Origin of the sequence: Alkalimonas delamerensis, assembly GCF_030717955.1 — a bacterium.
GTDB lineage: Bacteria > Pseudomonadota > Gammaproteobacteria > Enterobacterales > Alteromonadaceae > Alkalimonas > Alkalimonas delamerensis.
On record NZ_JAUZVY010000003.1, the window covers coordinates 212,359 to 230,569 of the forward strand.

At 54.8% G+C, this 18,211-nt stretch carries 18 protein-coding genes; 10 read left to right on the forward strand and 8 right to left on the reverse strand.

The features are described 5' to 3' along the window. Positions 1-22: 22 nt before the first annotated feature. The 4 genes from Q3O59_RS09315 to Q3O59_RS09330 all read right to left on the reverse strand — a co-directional run bounded on the left by Q3O59_RS09315 (position 23) and on the right by Q3O59_RS09330 (position 4,602). A complete protein-coding gene (locus Q3O59_RS09315; protein ID WP_305945322.1) occupies positions 23-1,504 on the reverse strand; it encodes a methyl-accepting chemotaxis protein in 1,482 nt (493 codons plus the stop codon). An 85-nt stretch (positions 1,505-1,589) separates the two neighbouring features. Continuing rightward, positions 1,590-2,876, reverse strand: a complete 1,287-nt coding sequence (gene umuC / locus Q3O59_RS09320; RefSeq protein ID WP_305945323.1) for a translesion error-prone DNA polymerase V subunit UmuC — start codon at positions 2,874-2,876, stop codon at positions 1,590-1,592. A 3-nt stretch (positions 2,877-2,879) separates the two neighbouring features. Next, positions 2,880-3,335: a translesion error-prone DNA polymerase V autoproteolytic subunit gene (gene umuD / locus Q3O59_RS09325; RefSeq protein WP_305945324.1), complete on the reverse strand. Its 456-nt coding sequence runs from the start codon at positions 3,333-3,335 to the stop codon at positions 2,880-2,882. Between the two features lie 157 nt (positions 3,336-3,492). Beyond that, the gene (locus Q3O59_RS09330; RefSeq protein WP_305945325.1) at positions 3,493-4,602 is read right to left on the reverse strand and encodes an OprO/OprP family phosphate-selective porin; all 1,110 of its coding nucleotides are present in this window, start codon (positions 4,600-4,602) and stop codon (positions 3,493-3,495) included. A 254-nt stretch (positions 4,603-4,856) separates the two neighbouring features. Between Q3O59_RS09330 and phnD the strand changes: the two genes are divergently transcribed. The 5 genes from phnD (at position 4,857) to Q3O59_RS09355 (ending at position 8,522) form a co-directional block, all read left to right on the forward strand. After that, entirely contained in the window at positions 4,857-5,723 is an 867-nt protein-coding gene (gene phnD / locus Q3O59_RS09335; RefSeq protein ID WP_305945326.1) for a phosphate/phosphite/phosphonate ABC transporter substrate-binding protein, read from the forward strand. 64 nt (positions 5,724-5,787) lie between these two features. Beyond that, a complete protein-coding gene (gene phnC / locus Q3O59_RS09340) occupies positions 5,788-6,597 on the forward strand; it encodes a phosphonate ABC transporter ATP-binding protein (protein ID WP_305945327.1) in 810 nt (269 codons plus the stop codon). Positions 6,598-6,628: 31 nt separating this feature from the next. Then, positions 6,629-7,435: a phosphonate ABC transporter, permease protein PhnE gene (phnE, locus tag Q3O59_RS09345; RefSeq protein ID WP_305945328.1), complete on the forward strand. Its 807-nt coding sequence runs from the start codon at positions 6,629-6,631 to the stop codon at positions 7,433-7,435. Between the two features lie 468 nt (positions 7,436-7,903). Then, positions 7,904-8,197, forward strand: coding sequence for a hypothetical protein (locus Q3O59_RS09350; RefSeq protein ID WP_305945329.1), 294 nt, complete (start codon positions 7,904-7,906; stop codon positions 8,195-8,197). A gap of 1 nt (position 8,198) precedes the next feature. Continuing rightward, on the forward strand, positions 8,199-8,522 hold the full coding sequence (locus Q3O59_RS09355; RefSeq protein WP_305945330.1) for a type II toxin-antitoxin system RelE/ParE family toxin: 324 nt from the start codon (positions 8,199-8,201) through the stop codon (positions 8,520-8,522). Here the strand turns inward: Q3O59_RS09355 and arsJ are convergent. Genes arsJ through Q3O59_RS09375 form a run of 4 tightly spaced genes read right to left on the reverse strand, consistent with a single transcriptional unit; the run spans position 8,519 to position 11,572 of the window. After that, positions 8,519-9,742 carry an organoarsenical effux MFS transporter ArsJ gene (gene arsJ / locus Q3O59_RS09360; RefSeq protein WP_305945331.1) on the reverse strand — a complete coding sequence of 408 codons (1,224 nt, stop codon included), beginning with the start codon at positions 9,740-9,742 and terminating at the stop codon, positions 8,519-8,521. The genes Q3O59_RS09355 and arsJ overlap by 4 nt on opposite strands. A gap of 4 nt (positions 9,743-9,746) precedes the next feature. Then, a complete protein-coding gene (locus tag Q3O59_RS09365) occupies positions 9,747-10,775 on the reverse strand; it encodes an ArsJ-associated glyceraldehyde-3-phosphate dehydrogenase (protein WP_305945332.1) in 1,029 nt (342 codons plus the stop codon). 19 nt (positions 10,776-10,794) lie between these two features. Next, positions 10,795-11,151: a metalloregulator ArsR/SmtB family transcription factor gene (locus tag Q3O59_RS09370; RefSeq protein ID WP_305945333.1), complete on the reverse strand. Its 357-nt coding sequence runs from the start codon at positions 11,149-11,151 to the stop codon at positions 10,795-10,797. A 10-nt stretch (positions 11,152-11,161) separates the two neighbouring features. Continuing rightward, complete coding sequence (locus Q3O59_RS09375) at positions 11,162-11,572, reverse strand: arsenate reductase ArsC (RefSeq protein ID WP_305945334.1); 411 nt, start codon at positions 11,570-11,572, stop codon at positions 11,162-11,164. Between the two features lie 152 nt (positions 11,573-11,724). Here Q3O59_RS09375 and Q3O59_RS09380 point away from each other — a divergent pair, with 152 nt between their 5' ends. The 5 genes from Q3O59_RS09380 (at position 11,725) to pstB (ending at position 18,207) form a co-directional block, all read left to right on the forward strand. Further along, positions 11,725-13,353: a methyl-accepting chemotaxis protein gene (locus Q3O59_RS09380; protein ID WP_305945335.1), complete on the forward strand. Its 1,629-nt coding sequence runs from the start codon at positions 11,725-11,727 to the stop codon at positions 13,351-13,353. Between the two features lie 85 nt (positions 13,354-13,438). Then, positions 13,439-14,473, forward strand: coding sequence for a substrate-binding domain-containing protein (locus tag Q3O59_RS09385; RefSeq protein WP_305945336.1), 1,035 nt, complete (start codon positions 13,439-13,441; stop codon positions 14,471-14,473). Positions 14,474-14,593: 120 nt separating this feature from the next. After that, positions 14,594-15,988, forward strand: a complete 1,395-nt coding sequence (gene pstC, locus Q3O59_RS09390; protein ID WP_305945337.1) for a phosphate ABC transporter permease subunit PstC — start codon at positions 14,594-14,596, stop codon at positions 15,986-15,988. Positions 15,989-15,991: 3 nt separating this feature from the next. Beyond that, positions 15,992-17,359, forward strand: coding sequence for a phosphate ABC transporter permease PstA (gene pstA / locus Q3O59_RS09395; protein ID WP_305945338.1), 1,368 nt, complete (start codon positions 15,992-15,994; stop codon positions 17,357-17,359). A 77-nt stretch (positions 17,360-17,436) separates the two neighbouring features. Next, positions 17,437-18,207, forward strand: coding sequence for a phosphate ABC transporter ATP-binding protein PstB (gene pstB, locus Q3O59_RS09400; protein WP_305945339.1), 771 nt, complete (start codon positions 17,437-17,439; stop codon positions 18,205-18,207). The last annotated feature ends 4 nt before the right edge of the window (positions 18,208-18,211 follow it).

An 18,211-nucleotide genomic window follows, 5' to 3' on the forward strand; every position in this document is an offset into this window, starting at 1 on the left:
CGAACTCAATGCAACTTTCATCTCAATGACTAAAGCGTTTCATTTCAATGGCCAAGGTATCGGAGGCGGATTTTACGCCCTGGGCCACATCGACTACGCGTTGCCCCTGTTGTTGCTGCTCAATCGCCATCGAGCTTAACTCCTGCGCTGACTCGGCAATCTCCTGACTGGCCTGACCTTGCTGGCTTAAGGTGGTGGACATAATTTCGGCCGATTGCAGCACGCTTTGCACTTGCTGCAAAATGGCTCTCAGTTGCTCACCACTGTCACTGGCACTCTCTTTGGTTTGTTCCAGCTGATTCAGGCATTGATCGACGGCTTCGACCGATTGCTGGCTGCTTTGCACCATCCGCTCAATCATGCCTTTAATTTCACCGGCTGAGCTGTTGGTTCTGGATGCCAGGGTGCGCACCTCGTCGGCGACCACGGCAAAACCACGACCTTGTTCGCCGGCACGGGCTGCCTCTATGGCAGCATTGAGCGCTAGCAGGTTGGTTTGCTCGGCAATGCCCTGGATCACATCAAGCACCCCTTTAATCTCCTGGGTGGACTCTGCCATGCCATGCACTTTCTGCCTGGAAGCGGCCAGATTCTCAGCCAGTGCCTGGATGGTTTGAATGGTGGTAGTGATGGAGGCTTGTCCTGAGCCTGCGGCCTGATCGGAGTCGTGTGCCAACGACACCACCTGGTTCGCCAATTCTGCCAACTCCTGAATGCTGGCCGACATTTGTTCGGTGGCAGAAGCTATGCGCTCCACCTCTTTCATTTTTTGTGTCATCCTATCGGCCAGCGAGCTGCCTTGCTCCAGCAGCTCACCAGACTCATGGTTGAGTTGCCGGGCAACGCCATCAATGGTCTGCACCGTTTGCTGGACGGTGGCCATCACCTGGGTAAAGCGATCAATAAGTCTGGAGCGGACAACCGGTTCGGGTGTTTGCAAGCTAATTTTGCCTTGCTCATTTAGCATCTGATGCGAGCTGGTCATAAAGAACTGACCGATTTGTGCTTCTTTGTAGCTGTAGCGGCAAATCAACATGAGTACAACGGCTTCGACCACCACATAGCCTGCGTGGATCATCACGATGGTGAAGGTTGCATCCGAGTCCGGTACCAGGTAAACCGGTTGGCCGCTACTTTGCAGCCACATAAACAGCAGATGATGGACAGCAATCACGCCAGCCGCCACCAGAATGACCAGCCAGTCCCGAAAGGCAATCAACACGGCCAGCAGCACAAAAATGCCAAAGTGCACTTCGGTCATGCCCATGCTTTGCTGAATGTGCAGCGCAGAAAACAGCATAAAGCTGATGCCATAGCTGATGCGTGCCAATGGATGATCGCCCAGGCTCTGTTGCAACCAAAAGGGAATGGCCACGGCGGGCACGCCGATAAGCAAAGCCAGCAACCAGGTGTTGTGCAAAAAGGCCAATAAAAAGGCCAGCACCAGCAAGCCGCAGTTGACGTACAGTGCGATCTGGAAAGCTTGTTGACGAAACTTGGGCATAAAAAGCTCCTGACAGCTTGAAGCAAGAATGGTTTATTGATGTTTAATTAAAGTGTAGCAGCTGCCGGAAAACAACAATAAATGTTTAGCGCACTTCCGGCAGTTGATCCCAGCGGGTGGTGTAGGCCGGTGACAGAAACTTTTGCTGCATCTGCCAGTCACCATCTTTGCCTTGCCGGGCAATAAATACGCTGCCGCGGTGTTTCTGGTTCAGTTGGTCAATGGTGGCCATCAAGCGTTGGCTGCGCTCCGAAGGGGGCGGTGCAAATAGCTGGCTTTGCAGGCCCTGGATGGCGCAAAGATCGCTCAGCACCACGCCGGCCTTGGCATAGGCCGGACCCTGGCGCCAAATCTTGTCCAGCAGCTGCATCACTGCCTGTTGCAGTACCCGACTGTCGTTGCTCGGGGTTGTCAGCTCCAAACAAGCTTGATCACCGAAAAACGGTGTTTTTTGCTCAAAGCGACTGCTGCGAATAAAGAGACTGAGCCGACGCGCCAGGCTCTGTTGGGCCCGCAGCTTTTCGGCGGCCCGGCTGAGGTACAGACTAATCGCTTGCTGCATGGCCCCTTTGTCGGTCACACGCTGGCCAAAGCTGCGGCTGCTGATAATCTGCTGCTTGGGCTCCTGCACCTCATCCAGCGCCAGGCAGGCAAGGCCGTTCAGCTCATTGACAGTGCGGGCCAGCACCACCGAAAACTTCTTGCGGATTTGCTGCGGGCAGGCCCGTGCCAATTGCAGTGCGGTTTCGATCTTCATGGCGTGCAAGTGCTCGGCCAGCTTGCGGCCAACACCCCAGACTTCTTGCACCGGTGTTCTGGCTAGAATATGCAGTCGCTTGTGCGGTTCGCTCAGGTCCAGCACTCCCTCAAACTGCGGGTATTTCTTGGCGGCGTAATTGGCCAGCTTGGCCAGGGTTTTGCTGGGGCCGATGCCGACACAAACCGGCAAGCCCAATTGCTGTTTGATGGTGGTGCGGATGTGCTGGCCGAAGTCACTCAGGTTCTGGCAAAAATCGAGGCCAGATAGCTCCAGAAAAGCCTCATCGATGGAGTAAATCTCCACTTTGGGGGCCAGCTGTTCCAGGGTTTGCATCACCCGGCTCGACAGATCGCCATAAAGCGCGTAGTTGGAGGAAAACACTGCTACCTGCTGCTGTTTTAACAGGGCTTTGAGCTGATGAAAGGGTGCCCCCATCGGGATAGCAAGCTGCTTGGCCAGGGCGCAGCGGGCAATGATGCAGCCATCGTTGTTGGACAGCACCACCAAGGGGCGATGCTTTAAGTCGGGGCGGAACAGCTTTTCGCAAGACGCATAAAAGTTGTTGCAATCGACCAGCGCAAAACGACGCTCAGGAAGCGGCAGCTTTGCCATGGCTTAGCGCCTGAGCTGATGGATCACGCTGCTGACCACGCCGAACACCTCAAAATCGATGCCCTCGTCCAGCCGGATCGGCGGGTACTTCGGGTTGGCCGCTTGCAGCATCGGCTCGGGTTTGAGCAACAGGCGCTTGACGGTCATATCGCCATTGACGCTGGCAATGACAATATCCTGATGCTGCGCCTGCAAAGCGCGGTCTACCAGCAGGATATCGCCATCAAAAATAGCGGCGCCGCGCATTGAATCGCCCCTAGCCCGGACAAAAAAAGTCGCGGTAGGATGGCGAATCAGCAACTCGTGCAAATCCAGGCAGCCTTCCAGATAATCCTGCGCCGGCGAAGGAAAGCCCGCCGCCACCGTATTTAAATACATCGGCAAGGCACGGCTGCTGGCGGCATCGGGTGCGCCCAGCCACTCCAACCCTTGTTCACTGCGAAAGCTTGCCGCTGCCATGGCATTACCCACAAAATGACTGTTTATTTATACAGTATTTTAGCGGGTCCGGACCAGAGATCAAGCAAAAAAGCGCCTGCCAAAGGCTAAAGGAGCGAAATAACCATAAAAAAAGCGGAGGTCATGCCTCCGCTTGTTTCATCCCTTGGAGATGCGATTAGAACGCAAACTGAGCACGCAGTGCCAGGGCTTTTGGCTTCTCGTCACCATTCACACCGTCTTTGATGTCGGCAAAAATCAGGTTGGCCATAAAGCGGACATTGGAGGTTGCGTAGTAGTTCAGACCAAAGGTGATGTTGCTTTGCTCACCGCCAACCACAGCGCCATCGTTCAGGCTGGTTTCACTGTAACGCACAGCCACTTCCCAGGCGCCGCCATCGCCTTTCGGGCTGACACCGCGGAAGTTACCACCACGGTAACCGCGCTTTTCGCCAGTCAGAATGTAGCTCATCTGCACATGGAAACCATCGAAAGTGACGTTGTCGTTGTCGCTGCGGCGAACCGTGTTCGACAGGTACTCAGCTTCAACAGAGAAAGAACCCGCCTGGTAAGCTGCTTCCAGGCCGTATTTGAAGGTGGAGTCAACATCGGTCAGGTTGCCGGTATCGATCAGACGGATATCGGCCGGGCGAATCTCAGGACGGTCACGGTAGCGCAGGCTGTTGTAATCACCGCGATCTTCAGCCGCGACTGAGACACCTAAATGCAGCAGGTTGTCACCGGTCACCGGGGTGAATACCAGACGTCCGGCAACACCCATAGGGGCATCAGAGCTGGAGTCACGACCACTGCCAATACCGCGGGTATAGAGCATGCTCTGGAACAAGACGTTGTCGGCAGCGCGGTCATAACGCACACCAAGGCGACGGCTGTCAGCGGTGATGTTGCTGCTGGAGGCACGCTCCATAAAGGTGATGGCGTTGGAGCTGGTCAGCTCGTTCAGGCCCATAGGGACCTTGACCTGACCAATGGTCAGATTGCCACCGGACAGTGAGCGACGCAGATAGACGTCGTTGGCGCTGGTGCCGTTTTCTGCAAAATCGTACTCAATCTGGAAAGACCAGGTGTCGTTCAGTTTGCCATTCATGCCCAGACGGGTACGACGAACCGCGGTGCTTGAACCCAGTTCAGTGACATCGGAGTCATAAGCTGCAGTATCCAGATGCATCCGGCCACGAACATTGACGTCCTTCGCCAAAGCGAAATCAGCAAAAGTAACACAAGCAACAGCAGCAGCTACGGCAGTGATTTTAAATGGAGTTTTCATACGGATCCCATAAGCAAGTTGAGTGGTTGGTTTTGGTTTTCGCTGCTCACGCTCAGGCAAACCGGAACGGACACTAGCAAACTGGTGCCCATTAAAGCGCAGCACTGTGACAGTTTTACGATAGTTAGATGACAATTAAATGACAGTGAAGAGGCGCCTAAAGCTTTCGTGCAGTTGTCATCTTAATGTCATCTTTGGTCGTTAGGGTGCTTCGTTAACAATTGCTGATTAATTCAACACACGGAGCTACTGCTATGACAATCAAAAAACTGCTGGCAACCCTGGTTGCTGTCTCTTCATTTACGGCGCTGCCGGCCCTTGCTTCGGCACCAGCCAGCTGTCCAGCCACCTTACGTTTTGCCGATACCGGCATCGAAGGCATGGAAGAAATGGTGCGGACTTATGGCGAGTTTCAGCAAAAACTGACGGAAGTGCTGGGACTGGAGGTGCGTTTCTTTCCGGTGAGTGATCGCACTGCTGCCGTCAATGCCTTGCAATTCAATCAGGTGGATATGATCCTGGCCGGCCCATCGGAGTACGCCGTGATGCGTGCGCGTCAGCCCGTCAAAATGATGGTAGGTATTGAGCGCACCAACTACGGCACTGCCTTTGTCGTGCACGAAGACAGCGGCATTTACAGCCTGCAGGACTTAAAAGGCAAGCGGGTTGCACTGAAAGATCCAGGCTCAACCACCGGCCACATTGTGCCCAGCAAAATGCTGCACGAAGCCGGCCTGAACATCAACCGTGACCTGCGTTTGATGCTGCTGGATGGCGCTCGCTTTGAAGCTTTGATCAACCGCGATGTCGACGCCATGGGCAGCGGTGTCCGTGATGTTGAGCGCTTGCAGGAACGCGATCCAAATGGCCGTTACCGGGTGATTGCTGAAAGCGACACCATGCCACGGGATATTTTTGTCGCGCGGGGTGGTATTGACGACAGCTGCGTGGCTTATGTCAGCGACAAGATGATGGAGCACAGCGAAGCTCTGTTAGACGCCATTTTAAATCCGGGGGAGCGCAGAAAGTACCGGGGGGCCCGTTTCGTCAACGACTTGACTGAAGCCGAATACGACCGCATCACCCGCGCTTATGCTCTGGTGGGTTACCCACTAGATTAATGGTTTTTTTGATGATGAACGGGTTGGCCTGATGCCAGCCCGTTTCTGTTCTGAGGTACGAATTATGTCTGTTATAAGTGTCCGCGACGTGCATAAGCGCTTTGCAGAGAATCATGTCTTAAAGGGCATCAACCTGTCGGTGCAGCAAGGCGAAGGGGTCATTCTGCTGGGCGCCAATGGATGTGGCAAGTCCACACTGATGCGCAGCATCTGTGGTCTGACGCCGATTGACTCCGGGGATATCCACATTCAGGGGCAGTCGATGATCAAGGCCAAACGTCATGAAGTGCGGGCCATGCGCAGTCAGGTTGGGGTGGTGTTTCAGCGCTTTAACCTGGTGGGCAATCTGAGTGTGTTTCAAAATGTGCTCTATGGCGCCCTAGGCAAAGAGCGTTTTGGCCTGTTGAGCTGCATGGCTCCTTTTGCCAGCCAAGCCAACCGGGATAAAGCCATGGCCTGTCTGGAGCGGGTCAAACTGGCGCACAAAGCCGGCGAAAAAGCCGATCAGCTGTCCGGAGGCCAGCAGCAACGGGTCGCCATCGCGAGGATGTTAATGCAAGAGCCGCCGATCGTGCTGGCGGATGAACCCATTGCCAGCCTGGATCCGAAGTCGGGCCGTGAAGTGATGGAACTGCTGTGGGAAGTCACCAAAGAGCGGGGGCTGACCGTGGTCTGCACCTTGCACCATCTGGATGTCGCCTTGCAATACGGTGATCGCTTTATTGGCATGATGGATGGCAAAGTCCAGATCGATGCCAACAGGGAGCAGATCAGCAAAGAGCAGCTGGAGTCCTTGTACATCCATGAAAAGACGGATGAACAGCAGCAAGAGGAAGCGGCTCCTGCGCTGACACCGGCCGAAGCTGTCGGCTGATCCCATTCACTTAACAGGTAGAGATTTCGTTATGTCACAGTCCGATGCATCATCCAACCCGGCCATGCCGCCACGTTTTCGTTCACCCGGTGTTTTTGCCTGGGTGGTCTTGATTGGTTTTGCCGCTTTCTTTATTCAGGGCTTTCTTTCGGCTGAAGTCAGCTGGGATCGTCTTGGACAAGGCGTTTCCAATATGGGCACTTTCTTTGCTCAGGCGTTTCCACCGGATTTTTCCCGCATTGAAAACATCCTGTACGCCATGCTGGAAACGCTGAATATGGCCATTGTTGGGGTCTTTTTTGGCGTTATTTTGAGCGTACCTTTTGCGCTGTTGTGCTCTCGCAATACTTGCCCCAATGGCATGATTCGCAATACGGCGCGTTTGATTGTCAGTACCTTACGGACGGTACCCGATTTGATTTGGGCGCTGATCTTCGTAGTGGCGGTGGGTCTAGGCCCTTTGGCCGGTATTCTGGCGATTGTGATGGACACCATCGGCTTTTGCGCGCGCTTTTTCTCTGAGCGGATTGAAGAAATCCGGCCGGGCCCGTCAGAAGCTCTGACCTCAACCGGTGCCGGCAAAACGTCGGTCATCTTTGGCGCCATTATGCCGGAGTCCATGGCGTCCCTGACCGCCACAAGCTTGTACAGTGTGGAAAAAGCCATTCGTTCTGCAGTGGTGCTGGGTCTGGTGGGAGCTGGCGGTATTGGGGTGGAGCTGTCGACCGCGATGCGGATGTTCCGTTTCGACCAGGCGCTGACCATTATTCTGGTGATTCTGGTGGTGGTAATCGCTTGCGAGCAAATCTCCTCGGCGATACGGAAACGTATTATTTAATTGGTTTCCATCCTGAAACGGCCTCCCTGCTGTTTCGCAGAGTCGTCAGGAAAAACACGGTCTTGCTGATTCGTAAAACCTGCCATTAAGGCAGGTTTTTTATTGAGCAATAGGCACTAGAGGGGAAAAATTTGTCCTTAATTTGATCCTTGATTTAGGGTGCATTAAGCTTACAAAAGGCTAGGGCGTGTTGACCTTTGCTGTTTAGATTTTGTTCGCTCTGGCGGCGCTTTGATCGCGAAACGAGGAGCGTAGTTTAGTTATTCTAAATAAGTGACGAGTGACAAAGAGCAGAGCGTCGCCAGACGAACCCTTCGGGCAGCGCTTGGCTGGCATTTCTACTGCGTTAAAGCTTGTTTCATGTAGAATAACTACACCTTACAACCTTTGCCTTGTATAAATACCAGCCAAGCAGCTGCAAAAACAAACAGCAAAGGTCAACACGCCCTAAGGCACGAGAGATCTCAAATGAGTGAGATAACAGCAAAGTACAGCACGAATACCATGTCGCAAAAAAGTGCGCGTGAAGCGTTGGGTGCGCCGGATACTTTTCGTGGTGGCTGCTACGTGACGCGCAATGGTGTGGCGGAGCTGTTTATCCAGACGGCTGCTGAGCGCGCTGAGGAGTTGGCCGCACAGGAACGTGAGCGACAGGCGATGGCGCTGCTGCGCTTAGCGATGATGGCAGAGCAGGATATCCGGCAGGGGGATACCCTTAGCCCGGAGCAAGCTTTGCAACAACTGCGTGCGGCCAGGCGTTAGCTTGGCGCTCTATATTACCCAAACAGCCCTGCGCTGTTTGCAGGATATCGAATCCTGGCAGGCAGAATTTAAAGGCCCTGAGGCGGCTGCCGCCTGGGTGGATGCGTATTTGCAGCAGAATGTAGAGGCCATTTTAGCGGCCCCGGATCGTTATCGCTTTAACCCCCTGCTGGCCGATTATGGCCTGATGCTGCGGGAACGGCTGGATCAGGACCACCGATTGCTGTATCGCCAACAAGGCGAGCACCTTTATGTACTCTTGGTGCTGCACTGCAAGCAGGATCTTGTGCGCGCCTTGTACCGGCATCAATTGATGCGGGGTTAGCCTGAGGGCAATGCGCTGTGGTGCTTCGGCAGCGCCAGTGAAATCAATACTGTCGCGACCAGCATAGCGCTGGACACCCAGAGACAGGCCGCTAGGCCAGCGTGCAGGTAGAGCCAGCCGGATAGCACAGTGCCAATTAAGCGGCCCATGGCATTGGCCATGTAGTAAAAGCCGACATCGAGCGAGACACCATCGCGCCCGGCGTAGCTGACAATTAAATAGCTGTGCAAGGAGGAGTTGATGGCAAAGACAGCGCCAAACAGCAGCAGGCCGCCAACCAGCATCGGGCCGACCTGCCAGCTCAGCTCAATGCTAAGAGCAATGGCAGCCGGCAGGCCGCACAGCAGCAGCGCCCAGAACACCGCTTGCTTGCCATCCGGCGTGCGGTTGTTGGCTTTGCCGGTCAGGCGTGGTGCCTGGCTTTGCACAAAACCATAGCCAATCACCCAAAGTGCTAAAAAGCCACCGACCTGCCAGTGATCCCAGTCAAACTGACTGGCCAAAAACAGCGGCAGCGCCACCACAAACCAGACATCCCGCGCTGCGAACAAACACATCCGGGCAGCCGACAGCAGGTTGATGGCACGGCTTTTCGACAGCATGTCACGAAATTTGGGTTTGGCTTTGCTTTTGCCAAGATCGCGTTTCAGCAACTTGATGCTGAGCAGCCAGATCAGACTCAGTAGGGCGGCCATGGTAAAAATGGCCCACCAAAAGCCAATCAGCGCCAGCAGCAAGCCACCGATAAAAAAGCCGACGCCTTTGAGCGCATTTTTCGAGCCGGTTAAAATGGCCACCCACTTGTACAGAGTGCTTTGCTCGGCATCGGCCACCAGCAGCTTGATGCTGCTTTTGGCGCTCATTTTGTTCAAATCCTTGGCAATACCGGACAGCGCCTGAGCCGCCATTACCCAGGGCACGATTAAATACTCGGCCGGCAGCAGCAGCATCGACAAGGCGAGTACTTGCAGCAGCAAGCCGATGTTCATGGTTTTATTCAAGCCAATGCGGGCGCCCAGCCAGCCGCCGACCAGATTGGTCACCACCCCGAAAAACTCGTAGAACAAAAACAGCATGGCGATGCTGAGAGCATCGTAGCCCAGGCTGTAAAAGTGCAGCACCACCAGCATACGCAGGGCGCCATCGGTCAGGGTAAAAGCCCAGTAATTGCCAGTAACAACTAAATACTGGCGAATGGCCGGGCTCAGCTGGCTTAGCATGGCATCAGGCTCCGGCTTGGTTGTTGGGCTGATCGCTCAGGCCCACCAGTTTGGCCAGCTCAACGGTGCGGTTGGCGTAGCCCCATTCGTTGTCGTACCAGGCATAAATTTTCACCTGGGTGCCATTCACCACCATGGTGGATAGCGCATCAATGATGCTGGAGCGTGGGTCGGTTTTGTAATCAATCGACACCAGCGGCCGCTCTTCGTAGCCCAGAATGTCTTTCAGCTCACCTTCGGCAGCGGTTTTTAGCAATTGGTTCACTTCTTCGGCGCTGGTGGCGCGCTCCACTTCAAACACACAGTCGGTCAGGGAGGCATTGGTCAGCGGCACCCTTACCGCATGGCCATTCAGCCGGCCTTTTAGCTCCGGGAAAATTTCAATGATGGCGGTGGCAGAGCCGGTGGTCGTTGGGATCAGGCTGCTACCACAGGCGCGGGCGCGGCGCAGATCTTTGTGCGGCGTATCCATGATGCTCTGGGTATTGGTTAAATCATGGATGGTGGTGATGGAACCATGCTTGATGCCAAGCGACTCATGGATGACCTTGACCACCGGAGCCAGACAGTTGGTGGTGCAGGAGGCCGCGGTCACAATGCGGTGCTCGGCCGGGTTATAGCGCTGCTGATTAACACCCATCACTACATTGAGCGCTCCGGCTTCTTTGACCGGCGCACTGACCACCACCCGTTTCACGCCTTGCGCCAGATAAGCCTGCAGCGCAGCGACGGTTTTCATCTTGCCGGAAGCTTCAATTACCAGATCGCAGTCCGACCAATCGGTATCGGCGATGGCTTTGTTGGCGGTCACCAAAATGCGCTGACCGTTGATCAGCATGCTTTCTCCGTCGGCCGTGGCATTGTGCCGCCAGATGCCATGCACCGAGTCGAAGTTCAGCAAATGGGCATAGGTGGCAGCATCGGCCGCCGGATCGTTGATACGGACAAATTCAAACTCCGGCCAGTCGAAAGCGGCGCGAAGGGCCAGCCGGCCAATACGGCCAAAGCCGTTGATCCCTACTTTGATGGTCATGATGATTCCTTAGAAAAAATTAACAAGAAGCGATGCAGCATTGGCTGGAGCGTTCGGGGCGATCGCCCATTTGCGCCAGTTGCTGCTGGTTGTGGTTGAGCAAGGCCTGATTGGCGCTGAGGGTTTGTTGCAAGATAGTCAGCGCCCAGTCGTCCAGCTGTGGGTGCAGTTGGTAAAACACCCACTGGCCCTGACGGCGGTCGCTCAAAATGCCCAGCTGGCGCAGCAAGGCCAGATGGCGGGAAATCTTCGGTTGCGACAAGCCAAGTGCACAGGTTAGCTCGCAGACGCAAAGCTCCTGCTCCTGCACAATCAGCAGCAAAATACGCAGCCGGGTGTCGTCGGACAAAGCTTTAAAAAGTGCTAAAGGTTGCATGCTGGTTGGCTCACTTATCCTGAAACAATAAAAAATACTTAATGCGCTCGGATAATTCATTCAGCACCACATCAAAAGGTTTCTGGCCTTTTTTCGGTTTCGGATCTTCAAAGTCCCAGCTTAAAATTTCCGTTGCACTGAGCTGATGCACGCATTCCTGCCTGGCTTTGTCACACAGCAGCACCGCATAATCAAAATGGTGATCTGAAAATTCACTCAAAGACTTGCTGCGCAGGGTGTTGGCTGGAATTTGCCTGGCTTCTAAGGTGCTGAAGACCCGAGGGTCAATCTGACCTGGTGCTGTGCCGGCACTTGCCACCATAAAACGATCACCGGCTTGTTCGCGAAAGTAGGCTTCTGCCAGTTGAGAGCGGGCCGAATTTTCAGTGCAAATAAAAATGATGCTTTTGCTGGCCGTCATGCGTGTCTCCAATTGTTGGATATGCACGAAATCATATATATGAAATTTCGAATGTCAAATGACAGTTTTGTGACGTTTGGGCGCCTTGTCATAAAAATGCCATCTTCAGGCGCTAGCATCGGCTCATCCCCGCCAACCTAGTGAGTTGTCCCATGCTGTCTAACCTGAAGATTCGAACCCGGGTGTTGTTATTGGGAGGGATCCCGCTTGCCTTGATTGTGTTGTTGCTGTTGTCCTCGTTTTGGGTCGCCAGCACCAAAGATCGCTACTTCCACCTATTGTACGATGAACACCTGGCCATTTTAGCCGATGTGATGGGCGCGCAGCAGTTGCTGCAACAAAGTGCGTTGGCCCCCATTCGGCAGTACCGCACCGGTTGGGCCTCTGCAGAAGCCACCGAGCAGCAGGTGCAAAGCTATCTGGCTCAGGCTGAGCAACACTGGCAAGCATTCGAGCGCATGCGGCCCGGTTCTGCCGAGGAAGGCTACGCCGAGCTTGATCAAGCTTTTGCAGCGGCCATCGGCAAATACCGCGAGTGGTTAAGCCCGGCTGGCACCGATGCGCTGTTGGTGCGGATCCTGAACGAGTCGACGGTCAGCAGTGAAATTGAGCAACACATCAATGGCTTTGGTGCCCTGGTCGATGCCTTTGTGCAACAGCAAATTGAAGCCGCTGCTCTGGTAAGAGATGACGCCGATTTATTAACCGCACGACTCAGTCTGGCTTACCTGCTGGGCGGTTTGCTGTTGCTGTTGCTGATGAGCCTCTTTATCTGGGCCATCCAAAGATCCATCCGCAAGCCGCTGGATGGCTTGAGTCAGTTGCTTAGGCAAATTGCCGCCAGCTCGGATTTACGGCTGCGGGCCCCTGAGCAGGGGCAGGATGAAATCAGTGCGGCGGCCAAAGCGCTCAACACCATGCTCAGTCATATGCAGCAGCTGATCCAGGGGTTATCGCAGGGCTCTGAGCAGCTCAATGCTCAGGCGCTTCAGGTGCAGCGCAGCAGCAGCGATATTCGCAGCGGCACTCAAACCCAGGCCTCTCAGGCCGATTTGCTGGCCACCGCGGTGGAACAAATGAGCATGGCGGTTCGCCAGGTGGCGGAGCTGGCGCGAAGTGGCGCCGATAAAGCCAGTGAAGCAGGCACCCTGAGCGATACCGGCCAGCAGGTGGTGCAGCACAGCATGCAAACCATTCAGCAGCTGGCCAGTCAGGTCACTCAAGGATCGGAGGTGGTGCTGAAACTGCAGCAAGACTCCAACGAAATTTCCAAAGTGCTGGATGTGATCCGCAAGATCTCGGAGCAAACCAACCTGTTGGCACTGAATGCCGCCATCGAGGCGGCCAGAGCCGGTGAAGCCGGTCGGGGCTTCTCGGTGGTCGCCGATGAAGTACGCATGCTTTCCGCCAATACCCATCAGGCCACCGAATCGATTCGCAGCATGATCGAGCAGTTGCAGCAGCAAGCCAGCTCTGCAGCTGAGGCGATGGCGACGGCTCGCCAGCAAACGGAGCAGAGTGTCAGCCTGGCGGAGCGCAGTGAGCAGCATTTTGCCGACATCCGTCAGGCCATCGCTGGCATGGCAGAGGTCACTCAGCAGATTTTTGCCGCCACCGATGAGCAGCAACAAGTGGCTGGCAGTACGGCCGAAAATATTCACCAGCTCAACCATGAAATCACCCAGTTGTCAGCCGCGGCCAGCGATGCTGCATCGGCCAGCACCGAGCTGAACCAGCAGGCGGAGCAGTTGGCATTGGGTTGGCAGCAATTTAAAGCGTAAAAATTTATTTTGTCATATTCCTGACATATAAGCGCTGCAGACTAAGCGCGTTGACAACAACTTAAGCCCGACTAAGGACTCTATTATGAAACTGAACCAACTGACCAAGGTAGCTCTGACTGCTGCTGCTCTGACTTTAGCTTTCAACGTGCAGGCTGCACGTGACACCATTCAGGTGGCAGGCTCATCCACCGTATTGCCATTCTCTTCCATTGCTGCAGAAGAGTTCGGTAACAACTTCGCCCAGTTCCGTACCCCTGTGGTTGGTTCAGGCGGCTCAGGCGGTGGTCTGCGTCAGTTCTGTCAGGGTGTAGGCGCCAACACCATCGACGTGGCAAACTCGTCACGCGCCATTCGTCCAAACGAGCTGGCCAACTGCCATCAGAACGGCGTCAATCAGGTGATTGAAGTGCAAATCGGTTACGACGGCATTGTGTTTGCCTCACGCATTGATGCCGGTGACTTTCACTTGGAGCCTAAACATGTATTTTTAGCCCAAGCGGCGCAAGTGCCACAAAACGGCCGCATGGTTGCCAACCCATACACCCGCTGGAATCAGATTGACAGCTCACTGCCAAACCAGGAAATCATTCTGGCCATCCCTGGCTCCAACCACGGTACCCGTGAAGTGTACGAAGAGAACGTGATTCTGGACGGCTGCAACACCTTCTCTGAAGTGCAAGCGATGGACCGTTCTGAGCGCAACAACTTCTGTCTGGCGATGCGTACCGATGGTCGTATCATCGAAATCGCTGGTGACTACACCGAAACTCTGGCCCGTTTGCAAGCGCAGCGTGATGCCATTGGTGTTTTTGGTCTGAGCTTCTACGAGTCGAACCGTGACCGTATCAAGGTAGCGACCGTATCTGGCGTAGTACCCACCATCGACAACATCATTGCTGGTACTTACCCGGTATCGCGTCCACTGTTCTTCTACGTCAAAGGCGAGCACATCGGCGTGATCCCAGGCCTGCAAGAGTTTGCTGAGTTCTTCGTATCTGAAGGCAACGCCGGTTTTGGCAGCCCGCTGGAAGAAGCTGGCCTGATCCCATTGTCTGACAGCGAGCGCGCTCAGGTACTGCAAACCATCCGCAGCCGTACTGCTGTAAAAGCTCAATAAGAGCATTTACCTTTAGCAAGTCACAAAGCCACCTCTTGCAGGTGGCTTTGTCATATTTCTGTCATCTTCATCTTTTACACTGGCCGCAGCTGAAATTTGTCGCTGTAACATGGAGCTCGCATGAGTAATCTCACCCTGATGATGGCGCTGTTGGCCTTGATGGCCATCGCCTATCAGCTAGGTCTGGTACGAACCCGACAGGTTGCCGGACAACACCCTACCCAGAGAATGCATTCCAGGCCGCACCATTACGGCATGATGGTGGGGCTTTGGGCCGTTTTACCGGCCTTTTTCGTCTTTTTGCTGTGGAGCTGGGGCTCGCCCTGGGCCATTCAGCAATTGCTGACGGCGCAATTACCAGACGCTATCGCGCAGGATCCGCAAGAGCTACGGGTAGCACTGCGCCGTATCGGTAATCTGGCGGCTAACTTTGGCGTGGTCAGTGAAGCGGCCGACTGGGAATTGCAGGCGGCAGCCTTTTTGCGCGATACCCGCCAGCTCAGCAATGGCCTGATGCTGGCGCTGATGGCCGCTGTGGCTGCCGCCGGTATGCTGTACAGCTATCGCAACATTAGCCCTTTGCACAGGGCGCGCAACCAGATTGAGAAAGTGGTGAAAACGGCTTTGGTGCTGTGCTCGACCGTGGCCATTCTAACCACCATCGGCATTGTGTTGTCGATGGTTGGTGAGTCGTTGCGCTTCTTCTCTTTTGTCAGCCCGATGGACTTTTTCTTTGGCACCACCTGGAATCCTCGTTTTTCTACCTCTGGGGTCGGTGAAGGTTCCTTAACCGGCGATCAGGGCAGCTTTGGTATGCTGCCGCTGTTGGCCGGTACCTTTATGATTGCCTGCATCGCCATGCTGGTGGCTATTCCGCTCGGGCTGTTGGCGGCGATTTACCTGGCGGAGTATGCATCACCCAAGCTGCGCGCTACCGCCAAGCCGATTATCGAGGTGCTGGCTGGTATTCCGACCATTGTGTATGGCTTCTTTGCACTGGTCACCGTCGGGCCTTTTTTATCCGACATGGGTGAAGCCATTGGGTTGGATATCCGCGCGACTTCGGCCTTAACGGCCGGAGTGGTGATGGGCATTATGATTATCCCTTTTATCTCGTCGTTGTCGGACGACATCATCACTCAGGTACCAAAGTCCTTGCGCGATGGCTCGCTGGGACTTGGCGCCACCAAATCGGAAACCATTCGCAAAGTGGTACTGCCTGCGGCCTTACCGGGCATCGTCGGTGCGATTTTGTTGGCAGCCAGTCGGGCCATTGGCGAGACCATGATCGTGGTGCTGGCGGCGGGCAACAGTCCCTCATTAACCGCCAACCCATTCGAAGCCGTCTCCACCATGACGGTGACCATCGTCAACCAGTTAACCGGCGACAACGATTTCTCCAGTCCACAATCGTTGGTGGCTTTTGCGCTGGGTTTAACTTTGTTCGTGATCACTTTGCTGCTGAATGTGGTAGCTCTGGTGATTGTCCGTAAATACCGTGAACAGTACGAGTAAGCCATGACGACTTTGACTGAAAAGGCTCCGGCACAGCCAGCGAAAAGTGCTGTGCAGCAAAAAGTAGCGGCTTCGTTGGCGCGCCGGCACCGGCAGGAAACCCTGTTCCGCTTTACCGGTTTAACGGCTGTGATGATCAGCCTGGCATTGGTAGCGCTACTTTTTATCAATATTTTTTCCAAAGGCTTACCGGCATTTTGGCAGGCCAGCATCACACTGGACATTCACTTTGATCCGGCCATTATCCAGATTAGCGAGAAGCCGGTGCAGCAGCGTGGCGAAAGCGACAATGCTTTTCGTGAGCGCGATCTGGCCTGGCGCAGTGAAGTGGGCATGATCAACTTCAACCGCATTATTTCCGATGCCCTGATGCAGGTACTGCCCGATGCCGACCAGCACCGCCGCCAGGTGCTGCGGATGGTGACCTCCGGCGAACGTTTTGCGCTGCGCGATATGGTGATTGACGACCCGTCCATCATTGGCCAGACCAAGCGGCTGAACCTGCTGACCGATGCCAACGTCGATGTCTGGCTGAAAGGCAATATTGATCGTAGCCTGCCGGATCATCAGCAGCAGCTGGCTCCGATAGTGCGGCAATGGGCCGATGAGCTCTATGCTTCCGGCGTGATTCAAAACCGCTTTAGCTTCGCCCTTTTTATGAATCCGGATTCACGCAGTTCACTGGCCTCGGCCGGTTTGGCCGGCGCCTTTATGGGCTCACTCTTTATGATGCTGATTGTCATGCTGTTGGCTGTGCCGATGGGCGTAGCAGCAGCCATCTACCTGGAGGAGTTTGCCCCGCGAAACAAGATCACCGATCTGGTGGAAGTCAACATCAACAATCTGGCAGCGGTGCCTTCCATCGTCTTTGGTTTGTTGGGGGCTGCGGTCTTTATCGGCTGGTTTAATTTGCCGATGTCGGCACCTGTGGTGGGTGGTCTGGTGCTGTCCTTGATGACACTGCCGACGGTGATTATTGCCACCCGCTCAACGCTGAAGGCCATTCCGCCGTCCATTCGTCAAGCAGCGCTGGGTCTCGGCGCCTCCAAGACACAGACCATTTTCCACCATGTGTTGCCGCTGGCGCTGCCGGGTATTTTGACCGCCTCGATTCTTGGGGTTGCCCAGGCGCTTGGCGAGGCGGCACCGCTGCTGCTGATTGGCATGAAATCTTTCGTTGCCAGCGTACCGGCCACCCCTTTTGAGCAATCGACCGCTTTACCAGTGCAGATTTTCCTCTGGCAGGGCAATGAACTGCGTAACTTCTTTGAAGCCAGAACCTCAGCCGCCATTATCGTGCTGCTGACCATGATGATCAGTCTGAATGGCCTGGCCATATGGCTGCGTAAGAAATTTGAACGGCGGTGGTAACCATGACACGCGATATTCAAGATCAACGCAATGCAAGTGTACTTACAGAACAACCGAATTTAACAGCAGGTCCGGCAATGAATGCACAAACCGAATTGAAGATGAAAGCCCGCGATGTCAAAGTCTTTTATGGCGCGAGCGAGGCCATCAAAGGCATCGACATGGATGTGGCGAAAAACGAAGTCCTGGCCTTTATCGGCCCATCCGGCTGCGGCAAGTCGACCTTTTTGCGCTGCCTGAACCGGATGAACGACACCATCGACAGCTGCCGGGTCACCGGCCTGATTGAACTGGATGGTCAGAACATGTATGACCCACGGCTCGATGTGGTGCAGTTGCGTGCTCAGGTTGGCATGGTGTTTCAAAAGCCCAACCCTTTCCCGAAATCCATCTACGACAACATTGCTTATGGCCCGAAATTGCATGGCCTGGCCAGCAAAAAGTCGGACTTGGATGAGATTGTTGAATCCAGCTTGCGTAAAGCCGGCCTGTGGAATGAAGTAAAAGATCGGTTAGCCCAGCCGGGTACCGGTTTGTCCGGTGGTCAGCAACAGCGGCTGTGCATTGCCCGGACCATCGCGGTCAGCCCTGAAGTGATTCTGATGGATGAGCCTTGTTCAGCATTGGACCCCATCGCCACTTCCATTATTGAAGAGCTGATCGATGAGCTGAAAACCAACTTCACCATCGTCATGGTGACGCACAACATGCAGCAGGCGGCCCGGGTGTCGGATCGCACTGCCTTTTTCCACCTGGGAGAGCTGGTGGAAGTGGGGCCGACCAACGAACTCTTTACCAACCCGCAAAACAAGCGGACCGAAGATTACATCACCGGCCGTTACGGCTAAGCAG